Here is a 13,242-nt window from a genome sequence, read left to right on the forward strand (position 1 = left end):
ATTTCCGCCCGGAGGACAGGTAATCTGTGTGGGTGCGGGCCCGGGGATCCTGTCCCGGCAGCTTCTAAAACCCCGAAACCGCCTCACATCGCGGTCAGTGGGGTCGTGTGACGGATCACATTCTGGTTGTCGCTTGAGGAGATAGGACTCATGAAAAGAGCGCACATGGTGGGTAGGGCGATGAGGAAACTGGCTGTCGTAGGTGCGATGGTCATTGGCGGCAGTTTTGTGTTCGGCGGCTGTACCCTCACGACCGTCAGGGATCAGATCGTGTCGGGTGGACTGGCTGCCATCAACGCCACGGCGAAGGAAGCTGTGGGTGCCCTGATTCCGACCTTCGCCGAGTTCTTCCCGAGGATTCCGAACACCTCGCCGCTTTTCAACAGCTGGGGCCTTTGATCCAATGATCAGACGCCGTCTCGTGGGTGAGGCGTTTGTCTGACTGCTTTCGCGATTGACGAAAGGACGGGCTGTTCCTCGTTGAAGCGAGGAGCAGCCCGTTTACGCGTCTGGCTCTCTTCGGGGGGTGGGCTTGGTGTCGTCACCCGCTTCATACCGATGATCCTTGCCCCGTGCTGCTCCCAACCGCCCGGGCCGGGCCTCACCGTCGCTGGGCCTCGGCCTTGCGGTGGGTGGTGACGACCTCCTCCTGTACATCGCGCGGTGTCCGGCGATAGCAGGCGAATTCCATGGTGAATGTGCCCTTGCCCTGAGTGGCCGACCGCAGATCGGTCGCATAGCCGAACATGTTGGCGAGCGGAACCTCAGCGTTGATGACGGTGACATTCTGCTTCAGCTCGCTGCCCAGGATGATCCCGCGGCGGCTGGACAGATCGCCGACTACGCTGCCCTGGTATTCGGGCGGCGCCTCGACCTCGACCTTCACGATCGGCTCGAGCAGGGCGGGCTGCGACCGTTTGAACGCTTCGACGAACGCGTCTCGGGCGCAGATCTGGAACGCCAGGTCGGAGGAGTCGACCGAGTGGTAGGTGCCGTCCTCGAGCAGGATCTTGACCTTCACGATCTCGAAGCCGGCCAGCGGGCCCTTGCCCCGGGCGCTCTGGAAGCCCTTGTCGCAGGACGGAATGTACTCGGTCGGGATTCGCCCGCCCTTGACCGTGCTCTCGAACTCGTAGTCGTCTTCGGCGCCATGCGGGAGCGGAATGAGCTTGCCGACGACATGGGCATACTGACCGGACCCGCCGGTCTGCTTGCGATGCTTGTAGTCAAAAGGCGTCTCGCGGGTCGGGGCCTCGCGGTAGCTGACCTGCGGAGCCCCCACCTCGATCTTGATCTTCTGTTCTCGCCGCAGCCGTTCAATGTAGATGTCCAGGTGCAGCTCGCCCATGCCGGAGATGATAGTCTCGCCGGTCTTCTCGTCGGTATGGGTGTGGAACGTCGGGTCCTCGCGGCAGAACCGGTGTAGTGTCTTGCTCAGCTTGTCACGATCGGTGCTCTGGGCGGGCTTGATGGACAGGGAGATGACCGGCTCGGCCACATGGATGCTCTCCAGCGAGTAGTTGTGCGCCGTGTCGCAGATGGTGTCGCCCGAACTGCATTCCACGCCGATCAGGGCGACGATGTCGCCGGCCTCGGCCACGTCGATGTCCTCGCGCTCGTTGGCGTGCATCCGCAAGATGCGCCCGACGCGCTGTTTCTTGCCCGCCCGGCTGTTGTAGTACGTTCCCCCGCGGACAATTCGGCCCTGGTACACGCGGGTGAAGGTCAGCTGCCCGAACGACTCCTCGACGATCTTGAACGCCATCGCGACGGCCGAGCCGTCCGGATCGGCGCTCAACGTCATCTCCGCCCCCTGGTTCCGGTTGTCGCGGGCGTAGATCACCCGATCCAGCGGGCTGGGCAGATAGCGGGTGACGGCATCCAGGAGGGGCTGCACTCCCCGGTTCTTGAAGGCCGAGCCCATCAGCACCGGTGTGATCTCCCGGGCAATGGTCTGCTCGCGGACGATCCGGTGGATCAGCTCCTCGTCGATGGGTTTCTCCTCGAGCATGAACTCCATGAGTTCGTCGCTGTAGAGTGAGAGCGTGTCGAGCATTCCGTGGCGGGCCCGGTCCGCCGCCTCGCGGAGCTCCGCGGGGATCTCCTCCATGCGAATGTGCTCGCCGTTTTCTCCCTCGAAGTAGAGGGCTTTCATCGCGATCAGGTCCACCACCCCTTGGTGGTGTCCTTCCAGTCCGATGGGGATCTGCAGGGGTACGCCGGTGTGTCCCAGCTTGGTCTCGATCTCGTTGACCACGCGCGCGGGATCGGCGCCCACCCGGTCGCACTTGTTGATGAACGCGATGCGGGGCACGCTGTAACGCTTCATCTGCCGATCGACGGTGAGCGACTGCGACTGCACGCCGCCGACGGCGCACAGCACCAGGACGGCGCCGTCCAGAACGCGCAGCGAACGCTCGACCTCGATGGTAAAATCGACGTGACCCGGCGTGTCGATGATGTTGATGGTCTTGTTCCGCCAGCGGACCGTGGTCGCGGCCGACGTGATGGTGATGCCACGCTCTCTCTCGAGCTCCATGTGGTCCATGGTGGCGCCGCGCTCGTCGTCCTTGACGTCGCCCATGCGGTGAATGCGACCCGTGTAGTACAGCATTCGCTCGGTCAAGGTGGTCTTGCCCGAGTCGATGTGGGCCGAGATTCCGATATTTCTCAGATGACGCAGGTTCGACATGACAGCTCGCTTCACCTTTTCACTTCGTGTGTCCTTCCGACGCTCGATGCGGATCACACTCGACCACGACACGCCGGACAAGACGGCTTTGCAGAATACTCAACTCAACCGGTTCATTTCGTGGAAACCCACCTCGGCGGTCCTGGGAATCGACCGCCGATGCCGGTGGCGGGCGATTAGCAGAACAGCCGGAGGGGTGGAAACACCTTCAAATCCAGCCGCATGGCGGTACTTCTCCATGACGAGCTCGTGGCCCCGGGTGCGGAGGGGCGGGCCGATAAACGGCCGGCCGCTACCCTGTCTCAGGCTTCGGCACTGATCGGGGTCAACCGAGCACAGATTCTTAATACTACCACGAAGCCCTTTGCCTTTCAAGGGCCACCCGTTTATCATGCCCGCAACCGCAAAGAACCGGCACCAGCCGGCGGGAGTCGGGCCATGCACGATCGTCCCAGCGTCGTCGTCCTCTACAACCCGGCCAAACCCGATGCCAAGGCGACCACGGCGTCCCTGGTTGAGACCCTTCGCCCCAAGGCGACCGTGCTGGCCACCGGTCCAATCACCGATGTGCTGGCCTGCGTGAACCGGAATCCCGGCCGGATCCTCGTCCTCGGCGGCGACGGCAGCCTGCTCTCCGTCGCTCGCTCGACCGCTCATCTGGGAATCCCGCTCGTCGGTGTCAATTTTGGCAAACTCGGCTTCCTGGCTGAGTTCAGCCTCGACGATGTCGCTGCGTACCTGGATGCTGTCCTGAACGACCCTGCGATTGTCAGTTCCCGCATGATGATCGAGGTGACGATCACTCGCCCGGATGGCTCCTCAGTCCGATCCCTAGCGGTGAATGACTGCGTCGTCAATACCGGGCCACCGTTCCGGATGATCGAGCTGTCGATTGCGATTGACGGCCACTTTCTGACCGATGTCAGCGGCGACGGTCTCATCCTTGCCACCCCCTGCGGATCCACCGCACACAACATGTCCGTCGGCGGACCGATCGTGCATTCGGGCGTGCAGGCCCTGATCATGACTCCGATTGCCCCGCATTCCCTGACCCATCGTCCGCTGGTCATGTCGGGTGAATCGAGCATCGAGGTGCTCGCCCGCCAGGCCAACGCCGGTACGACCGTGGTCATCGATGGGCAAGCCATGTTCCCGCTGGGGATTGGCGACCGGCTCGTTGTTCATCGGGCGGACGTGGCGTTTCAATTGGTCTGCCATCCCACCCAGCACCGCTGGCACACGCTGACTCGGAAGCTCAAGTGGGGACAGTAGCCGGCGTTTTTGTGCCGGATTTCCGAGAGAATTTGCCCATCGTGGTCCTCAACAAGGCTGTTTCCTCCGGTTTTCACCCCTTTCCGGCGTGATTCTGACGAAATTCGTTGATTTTGCCGCGTTTTTTACTGGACGTTGCCTAGGTGAGTGTTTATATTCCCGGTGCGCACGAGCCCGTGTAAGGCTCGCCTTATGTTACAAGGAGGTAGCCATGGCTAAGGCAATGTCAAAATCCGCCGTCGCGGCGGCACTCGCGGAACGAGTGTGTGTTCCCAAGAAGCAGGCCACCTTGTTCCTGCAAGAGCTGGCCGCTCTGGCCTACGATGAGGCCAAGAACAGCTTCACGCTGCCGGGGCTCGGCAAGCTGGTGCTCGTCCAGCGGAAGGCCCGCATGGGCCGCAACCCCGCCACCGGCGAGACCATCAAGATTGCGGCCAAGAAGGTCGTGAAGTTCCGCGTGGCCAAGGCCGCCAAGGACGCGATCCTGGGCGGTGGCGCGCCCAAGAAGGCCGGCAAGAAGTCGGCCAAGAGGAAACGCTGATCCGCCTGCCGGCCGCGTCGATGGAGTGGCATGGCCGATTGAGCGGCCTGCGATTCGGCGACCGGGTCGGCTGTCGGAAAAGCCAATGAAAACGGGGCGTCTCCTGATCAACGAGACGCCCCGTTTGTGCTTACAGTTTCCGGAGTACAGCCCGTCCGGTCGGCGATGGTCCCAGGACGGACGACGAAAGGCCGCTGCTCTACCGCGCGAACTCGGTTGCCCGCATTTCCCTGATCACCGTGACCTTCACTTCGCCCGGGTAGGTCATTTCCGCCTCGATCTGCTTGGCGATGTCGATCGCGGTCTTGGTCGCCAGGCCGTCGGTTACCCGGTTGGCGTCGACGATCACCCGGATCTCGCGTCCGGCTTGTACGGCGTACGCCTGCTTGACGCCGGGGTAGCGGCCGGCGATTTGCTCAAGCTGCTCCAGCCGCTTGATGTAACGTTCCAGCGATTCGCGGCGGCTTCCTGGCCGCGAAGCGCTCACCGCGTCCGCGGCGGCGACCAGCGGCGTGTAGACGCTGGTTGCCTCAATGTCGCCGTGGTGCCCCGCGATGGCGTTGATCACCTCCGGCCGTTCGTTGAACCGTCGGCAGATGTCTGCCCCGATCTGGGGGTGGCCGCCCTCGACCTCATGATCCACCGCCTTGCCGATGTCGTGCAGCAATCCGCATCGCCGGGCAAGGGTGCCGTCCAGGCCGAGTTCGTCGGCCATGATCTGGCACAGGAAAGCGACCTCCATGCAGTGCTGCAGGACGTTCTGCCCGTAACTGGTGCGATAGCTCAGGCGGCCGAGCAGGTCGATCTGCTTGCGGTTCAGGCCGCCGACATTGGCCTCGACCGCGGCTTTCTTGCCCCGCTCGGTGATCTCGCGGGCGACCTGTTCGCTGGTTTCCTGCACGATTTCCTCGATTCGGGTGGGGTGAATGCGGCCGTCCTGGATCAAGTGCTCCAGCGACAGACGGGCGATTTCCCGCCGCACCGGATCGAAAGCGCTGACTACGACCACGCCGGGGGTATCGTCGACGATCACGTCCACGCCCGTGGCCTTCTCGAACGCCCGGATATTGCGGCCTTCGCGGCCGATCACGCGCCCTTTCATGTCGTCCGAGGGGATGTCGACCGTACTGACCGTGGCAGCGCTGGTGTGTTCGGTGGCGTATCGCTGAATGGCGGTGACGACGATCTCACGGGACTTGGCCTGGGCTTCCTCTTTGGCCAGATTGACCGTTTTCTGGACCATCTCGGCCGCATCATGTTCGACCTCGTCCTTCAAGCGGTTGAACAGGAGCTGCTTGGCCTCTTCGATGGACATGCCGCTGATCCGCTGCAGCTGCTCGCGCTGCTGCTTAAGAACCCGGCCGACCTCCTCCTCTCTCTGAGTCAGGCTCGTTTCACGATCCTTGACCCGCTGCTCGCCCTGCTCCAGGGCCCGTTCCTTGGTACTCAGGGTATCCAGCTTCTTGTCGAGATTGTCCGCGCGTTTCTCGAGCTTGCGTTCGAGTTCCTTGATTTCGTCCCGGTCCTTGGCGCTTTGTTTTTCGAACTCCTCCTGTTTCTGGATGAAGTGTCTCTCAGCGTTAACCTGGGCTTTCTCAACGATGACTTCGGCTTGCTTCTGCGCCTCGTTGACGATGCGCTCCGCTTCCTCGAGGGCGGCCACGCGGCGGCGTTTGCTCAACACGGTCAACAGGCCCCAGCCGATGACCACGCCCGCCACAAAGTCGAGGATCCAGAGGGCGATCATCGCGGAGTTGTCCATCGCGATGGGCACTCCCATGATTACCACCTTCTTCCTTATATGATCATCACCCGCCCCGCGAGTCAGCATCCGGCGAACTCATGCCGGCGCCCCGGACTCGGTTGAACCGCAAGGCAGCGATGCTATCCAGTGGGGGATCGGGAAGACGCAAGGAGGGAACCGCGTGGACTTCGCGCACGACCGAAGGCCGGGCGGCGCCACGATTTCAGGTGGACCACCTGTCGGAGGCAGATCGTAACTCCCGCCGATACAACGGGATGAGCAGGCTCACGTCAGAGTCATCCGTTCGGGATACCGCACGAACCACACTCGGGTGCTAGGCATGAGAACGGTCACGCGTTACCCCTGTTGCTTCATCCTCACTCCGGTCATGACACGGGCGAAGAAGTCGCACTCTTGGCACTCTCCGGCGACCTTCGCCCTGACGCTTGCCTGTACCCTCGAACCGCCGCGACTGGCGGACACACGACGATGGCGCCTTCGTACACCTCCGGGCATCGCCCGTGTCATCCACGGCCATCGCCCGACGAATACCTGAGCCCTCAGGCATCCGAGAAGACGCACTCAGCTTAACAAACGCTCCTCATGTCCGGTCGGTGGAGCCTTCTCTATCACCGACCTCGATCCCCATAGGTTACGGCCACCGCCCGCGGCCTCCCTCGGTCTCGCGAAAAGCGGGCCACAACCTCTTGGAGAATAGGTGATTGCGCAACCCGTGCGCACTATTCACGCGTCGTTCATTATAAGTCAGGAATCCGGGACGTCAAGAGAGAAAGCGTCCAGCCTAAGCACAATAAGTTCACCTTCGGCGTATGCCTTCCTGCCCTGCCTCGTTCGTCTTGGTGAGACGGCCCGATTCCTGTCGGAAGGGTGCATTCCCTCTGGGGCAGACGGCCCCGGACGGACCGTCTTCCGCGTCGGGACACGCCGTCGGCTGGCGATGATCTTCCCTGGTCGCCTGGGTCACTGATCGTCACGGCGAGCCGCGGAGGGCAGCCGGCCCCGCTGGCAGCCGGCGAGGAGTCGCTCGGCCTTGGATTGGGCGGAGGCCATCTTTGGCCAGCGGATTTCGGCGTAGCCGGTGACCGATTCGACGCACCGGAGGGCCTCAAGGTAGGCGGCGTACTCCGTTTCAGTCGTCCAGGTGAAAGCATCGACCCGCTGTTCATACCACGCTAAGAAGGCTTGCTCACGGTGCCGCCAGTAGGGAATGATCCGCCGCAGGAAACGCATGTTGCGAAGGACATACAGTGTCCAGTGCGGTACCACGATGTCGATCTGCTTGCCGAAGAACCGCGGGTGGAACGTGCGTCGATACCGCATCTTGTCGCCGTTGGCGGGGTTGACGTTGTAGCGTTGCCGGTCTCGGCGGCGTTTCTCGTAACTGGTCAGGAGGTGGGCGACGAAGAACTCGTCCTTGATCAGCATCAGCTTGGCCAGGTTCCAGATCACCGCCCGGGTAGCCGCGAAACCGTGCCGCTCGTCATCCGCCAGGAAGGTGCGGCGAACACGGTCTACATAGCGCCTCGCGTAGCTCAGGCCGCCCCAGTGAATAAGGTCATAGATGCGGATGGCGATGTCGCGCATCGTTTCTCGATCGAGTTCCCGGCAGGCCCGCAGCGTGGTGTAGGTCATGTGCTTGTAGGCCCGAGCGAGCTTGGTGTCGGGAAGCCGCCGGCTCCCCGTCGGTCCCGGCCGCTCGGAGCGAGGAAGTCTCCGACCGCCGCGAGTGGTCTTGCGGTCTGCCCGGAGGGCCTTCCGGCTGCCGAGCAGACGCATGTTGAGGTAGGCGGCCTTGGCGCGCACCGTTCTGGCCAGCGAACGGGACCGCGTGCTTCGCGATTCGCCGAGCCCGCTCGACTCACCGTCGGCCGCAGCCAGCAGGTCTCCTCGGCTGTCGGCGAAGAGATCGGCGAACAGATCCGGTCGGCAGACGAGTTTTCGCCCTACGTCGAAGGCCCGCAGGTTCTTCTTGAAATCCGCCCGGATAGTACCGCGGATTCCCTCCTTCAGGGCATCCAGCGAGACGGGAATGAGCCCGCGCTGCCAGGCGATTCCCAGCATGGTGATGTTCATGTACAGCTTGGTGCCGAAGATGCGTTCACACAGCAGCGACACGCGGGCCGCGAAGTAGCCGTCCGGTCGGGTGGCCTTCCGCAGGCACAGCTCGAGGTACTCGACGTTGATTTCGTCCCGGCCCATGAGCGTTCGAATCGTGGGGCTGGCATCGGTGTTGACAACCACGGCCGTCCGCTTCGGGCTGGCCACGCGGAACTTCTGCCCGGCATCGATCGCCCGCACCGCCTCCAGCGGGTCCATGCCGATGAGCAGGTCAGCCTTCCCGTACCCAACGACCATGGACGCCACCGGTTCGTTGGCCGGCGTGCCCGGCTCACGACCCCCTGGTGCCGAGGGGGCATCGCTGCTGACCGCTGACTGCTGGCTGTTGGCTGCTCGGGTATACACAATCTGCGAGTAGACCGCCCCATTCCGGATCGCCAGACCCTTCTTGTCGCTGAACTGGACGTGGTAGCCTTCCTGCTGACCGGCCAGGACCAGAATGCTGCCCGCCGTGCCGATCCCCATGCCGCCGACTCCGGCCAGCCAGACTCGCCATGTGTCGCCTTTGAATTGGACGGGGACCTCGGGGATGTCCTCGAGGGCGATCTTGTGTCCCCGGGGCGTGGGCCGGCGCCGGCGGGTGATGATGACTTCCTCGAACGAGGGGCAAGCCTCGACTTTGGCACACGCCCCGTCGTTGACGCACCAGGACAGGTCGGTCTGCACCTTGGGGCCGTAGTCGGTGGGCACCACGGTCAGGCCCGGGCAACCGGTGTTGTTCGTGCACTCCAGGCAGTAGTCGCAGACCTCCGGGGTGACGTTCATGTGCACCTGGCGGCAGACAAAGCCGAACTTCCGCTGCTCGTTGCGCTGGGCCCTGAGCCGCCGACGGTTGAAGGTGATGCCGCACTCCTTGTCGGCGATGATGATCTTGACCCCGTCGGCCAGGATGGTCTGCTCGAGGGTGCGGTTGTATTCCTTGTGATTGTCCGGATCTGTCCGGATGACTGGACACTGCCCGCCGGTGATGGCCCGGACCATCTGCTCGATTTCCTGGGTGGGAATGGGGCGATTGAGCAGGTCGTTTGGTACGGAAGGCAGCGGCTGGTGGCCGGTCATGGCCGTCGTCCCGTTGGCCAGGATGATGTAGGTGATGTCCTGGCAGGCGGCTATCGAGTTGCTGATCGCGGTGAGGCCGGAGTGGAAGAAGGTCGAGTCGCCCATGAACACGACCTGCTTGTTATTGATGAACGGATCGATGCCGCTGCCGGTGCCGCCGCCCAGACCCATGCCGGAGTAGTTGTGCATGAGCTGGGAATTGGGCTCGAACATGAGCATTGTGTAGCAGCCCGTGTCGCCGTGAAAGACCAGGTCGACGGCCCCGCGGCCGTGCCGGCGACGCATGTAACCCTCGTCTGCGAATCGCCTCTTGATCTTCAGTAAAAGTCCGGACGAATCGCGGTGCGGGCAGCCCGGGCAGAATGTTGGAGTGCGTGCCGAGATGCTCGCATCGAACTTAGCGGTTTCGGCAATGACCCGCAGCTCGGAGTCGATGGCCTTGGCCGCCTTGCGGGCCAGCGGTGACTGGATGGACCGCAGGAAGCGCCCGAGGCGATCGGTCACGATCGAGACGTTCAGGCCCTGGACCGACGGAAATCCGCTCGCCTCCTGAGGGAATTGTTTGCCCCACAGTTGTGCGATGCGGCGGCCGCCGGCTTGCGCGTAATGAATCGCGAGTCCTGCCATCTGCTCCTCGATGAACGACCGGCGTTCCTCGATGATGACCAGGTGCTTGAATCGGGCCAGGAGCGGCTCGATCTGCCGCGGGTTGAGCGGGTAGCTCACTGCCAGTTTCAGCACCGGCACGCTGTGCAGAAGCCCGAGATCACTCAGTGACTGGCGAACATATTGCCACGCCATGCCGCTGGTGACGATGGCAACCTCGTTCTGGCCGGGTACGTCGTCGAGGCGGTTGAGGCCGAGCCGTTCGACTTCGCGGAGCAGTCTGTCGAGACGCTGGGGGAGGTCCAGCTCGCGGCGACCGGTCCGCGGAGGCAGGAGCACGCGGCTCTCGAGATCCAGCGTGTCGGTCTGCAGATCGAACCGGTGATTGGCGTTGGTCAGCGGGTAGTGGTTGGGGCAGCAGATCACCGATCCGCCACCGTCGGCCAGCGGCGTGGTCAGCACATAGCCCGTGTAGAGTCCTGAGGCCCGGGAGAGAGAGAAACCCGCACCGACGTAGTCCTTGATCTCCTGCGGGGTGCTCGGCTCGATGACGGGTACCTGGTGGTGCCGGAAGAGGAAGCGTGAATCGGCTGGGACCTGGGTGCTCTCGTTCCAGGGGTCGTCGCCGGCGACGATGACCGCCCCGCCGTCGGCGTGTGGGCCGGCCAGATTGCCGAGGGCCAGCGCGTCGCTGGCCACGTGGAGCCCCACGCTCTTGAATGCGGCCAGGGACCGGAGCGGTCCCATCTGGGAGCCATTGACCGCGGCCACCGAGAGGGCTTCGTTGTTGGCAATCCGGCCCTCGATGCCCCGTTCCTTGAGCAGGTCGGCCAGATCGGCAAGCACGTCGAAGAACGTGGCCACCGGCGAACCGGGGTAGCCGGTCAGCAGGTGCACGCCGCCCTCGGTCTCGAGGGCGCCTTTGACCAGCAACTCGTTGCCGTTGAAGACATCGACGCCGGACTCACGCAGGAACTTGGATTGTGCCGTCTTGCTCATCGCTGGTCACTGCAGGTCGCCGGTCCGGTCCGCCTCCCGGACTGATCCACGAGTATAGCGGCTCTGTCCGGGGGAGACAAAGCCTCACTGAACGGTCGTGCTCTGCGGGGACCCGCGGAAATGCGACCGCGGGCGGAGTGGCGCGGATTGGCTCGATCCCGGGCATGCGGTTCCGGGTATCGTCAGGCAGGCGGATCAGCAGGTGGACGACCTGGCCGTGAAACCAGCTTGCTGGTGGTGCACCACCTGTCGATGGCGCGGCCGAGGGCGCTCGGGTATCTCCACGCTGCGGGCCATCGGCGGCCTGTCACGTGAAAGGAGCACGCGATGCACGGCAGATGGACGCGGCGCACGGTTCTCGGTACCGCATCGGCGGGAGTTCTGGCCGCCACGACACTCGCCAAAGCTGAGAGCGAGACTGGCGGGGCGGGGCCCGCGGTTGGCCCTCGGGGCGGCTTCACCAAGACGTGCGTCTTGCGGGTGTTCATCGGGGTGAACCCGGCCTGGCCGAAGCCTGACCCGGACTTGCAGGCAGAGGCCAAACGGCTCCAGGCCGGAATCGATCAGGTGCCGGGCCTCGAGGACGTCGAGTTCCTGAGCAACGCTCTGGTCAGGGACGCCGACACGCTGGGCGGCCTCACCCGCCAAGTGCTATGGGGTGGGCACCATGCTGGTGTCAACCGGCAAGATCGTGGACGTCCCCGATGTGGACCGGGGCTGCCGCACCAAGATCACGGTCAAGGTCCGCGATGCCCGCAAGATGTTCGAGGGTTGGTCCCATGGTTTGCACCGGGTGATCTTCTACGGCAATCACCTGGCGGACACACGACGGCTGGCGCGGTTCATCGGTGTCGACGTGTTCGAGGAGGGGTAGGAGACAAGCAGGGCCCAATGAGGTCCGCTGACGGGAAGAGGAGGAGGGCGCGGCGGAGAGGATCGGCATCGCCTACCTTTCCGCCGCTCGTTTTGTGCTCCGCTCCGGCCGGCTTCGCCGCGATCTGGCCGTGCTCGGACATGATCGCAGTGCGATCGACACGTACGAGCGACCTCTCGAACCGTTGGTCCACGAGCTGGTATGAGGGGCGGGCAGAAACCACGCTGTCTCTCCTTGTTGGGTACAGAGTGATGTAGCGCAGGCGCTCTGGTACCAGATCAGCCCCGGCTCTCCCACGCCGCGTTGAGCACAGCCAGTTCTGCCCTCAGCCGGTCCGACTCCGCCCTCAACGCACGGGCCCGCTCTGCGTCACGGTAGATGGCCGGGTCGGCGAACTGCTGCTCGAGCTCGCTTAAGGCCGTCTCCTTTTCGATGATCTCCTCTTCGATGCGATCGATGGACCACGAGGCGTACGGCGAATCGTCCTCGACGACCTCGCCGGACGGCAGTCGCTTGGTGCGAGTCTTGGTTGTACGCCGGGCCTGCTTGCGGGCCTCGTCCAGTTCCGCTCGCCGGCGGGCTTCCTGCTCCGCCTGTCGATTGGCGTAGGTGCTCCAGTTGCCGGTCATGGTCTCGTACTTGGCCCGCTCGGGCAGGACCAGCAGCTTGTTGACCACGCGATCGAGGAAGTACCGGTCGTGGCTCACCAGCAGTACCGCACCCGGATATGAAATCAGGGCGTCCTCCAACACTTCCTTGGCCGGAATATCCAGATGGTTGGTCGGCTCGTCGAGGATCAGCACCTGGGGATTGCTGTACATGAGCCGAGCGAGCATGACCCGGCTCTGCTCGCCGCCGGAGAGCGCACCCACCCGCTTGAACACGTCGTCGCCCTGGAACAGAAACCGGGCCAGGAACGAGCGGATCTGAGCCTGCTGGCTCTGCGAGGCCTTGGGTTCAATCTCCTCCATCACGGTGAGTTCCGGCCGAAGGTCCTCGTGCTCCTGGTCGTAGTAACCCACCTGCAGGTTCTCGAAGAGCCGCACTGTCCCCGCGTCCGGTTCGGTCTTGTGCATGGCCATGCGCAGCAAGGTGGTCTTGCCGACGCCATTGGGTCCCACGATGCCGATCTTCTCGCCGCGGTAGATCTCGAGGTTGAAGTCATCGAACAGGACCACGTCGCCGTAGGCCTTGCGTACGCCCTCGCAGCGCAGCACCATGTCCCCGGCCCGCTGGGTGGGGGTGAACTGAATCGCCAGCCTGCGATGGGACGCCACCCGCCGGGCTAGGACCGTACCCTCCCGCTCCATACGCTC

The 13,242-nt window shown here is 63.8% G+C and carries 8 protein-coding genes; 4 read left to right on the forward strand and 4 right to left on the reverse strand.

What is annotated here, in order from left to right:
- The first annotated feature begins 150 nt into the window (after positions 1–150).
- Positions 151–399, forward strand: a complete 249-nt coding sequence (locus tag KA354_18135; GenBank protein ID MBP7936564.1) for a hypothetical protein — start codon at positions 151–153, stop codon at positions 397–399.
- Between the two features lie 202 nt (positions 400–601).
- Here the strand turns inward: KA354_18135 and KA354_18140 are convergent, their stop codons facing one another.
- Positions 602–2,692, reverse strand: a complete 2,091-nt coding sequence (locus KA354_18140; GenBank protein ID MBP7936565.1) for an elongation factor G — start codon at positions 2,690–2,692, stop codon at positions 602–604.
- Between the two features lie 438 nt (positions 2,693–3,130).
- Here KA354_18140 and KA354_18145 point away from each other — a divergent pair, with 438 nt between their 5' ends.
- On the forward strand, positions 3,131–3,964 hold the full coding sequence (locus tag KA354_18145) for an NAD(+)/NADH kinase (GenBank protein ID MBP7936566.1): 834 nt from the start codon (positions 3,131–3,133) through the stop codon (positions 3,962–3,964).
- Between the two features lie 211 nt (positions 3,965–4,175).
- Positions 4,176–4,505, forward strand: coding sequence for an HU family DNA-binding protein (locus tag KA354_18150; protein MBP7936567.1), 330 nt, complete (start codon positions 4,176–4,178; stop codon positions 4,503–4,505).
- Positions 4,506–4,704: 199 nt separating this feature from the next.
- Here the strand turns inward: KA354_18150 and rny are convergent, their stop codons facing one another.
- The gene (rny, locus tag KA354_18155) at positions 4,705–6,252 is read right to left on the reverse strand and encodes a ribonuclease Y (protein MBP7936568.1); all 1,548 of its coding nucleotides are present in this window, start codon (positions 6,250–6,252) and stop codon (positions 4,705–4,707) included.
- Between the two features lie 978 nt (positions 6,253–7,230).
- Positions 7,231–11,052, reverse strand: coding sequence for an indolepyruvate ferredoxin oxidoreductase (locus tag KA354_18160; GenBank protein MBP7936569.1), 3,822 nt, complete (start codon positions 11,050–11,052; stop codon positions 7,231–7,233).
- A gap of 667 nt (positions 11,053–11,719) precedes the next feature.
- Between KA354_18160 and KA354_18165 the strand changes: the two genes are divergently transcribed.
- Entirely contained in the window at positions 11,720–11,926 is a 207-nt protein-coding gene (locus tag KA354_18165) for a hypothetical protein (GenBank protein MBP7936570.1), read from the forward strand.
- 278 nt (positions 11,927–12,204) lie between these two features.
- Here KA354_18165 and KA354_18170 read toward each other — a convergent pair.
- Positions 12,205–13,242, reverse strand: a 1,038-nt coding sequence (locus tag KA354_18170; protein MBP7936571.1) for an ABC-F family ATP-binding cassette domain-containing protein, incomplete at its 5' end; no start/stop codon positions are given.

The organism is Phycisphaerae bacterium, assembly GCA_018003015.1.
In the GTDB taxonomy this organism is placed as follows: domain Bacteria; phylum Planctomycetota; class Phycisphaerae; order UBA1845; family PWPN01; genus JAGNEZ01.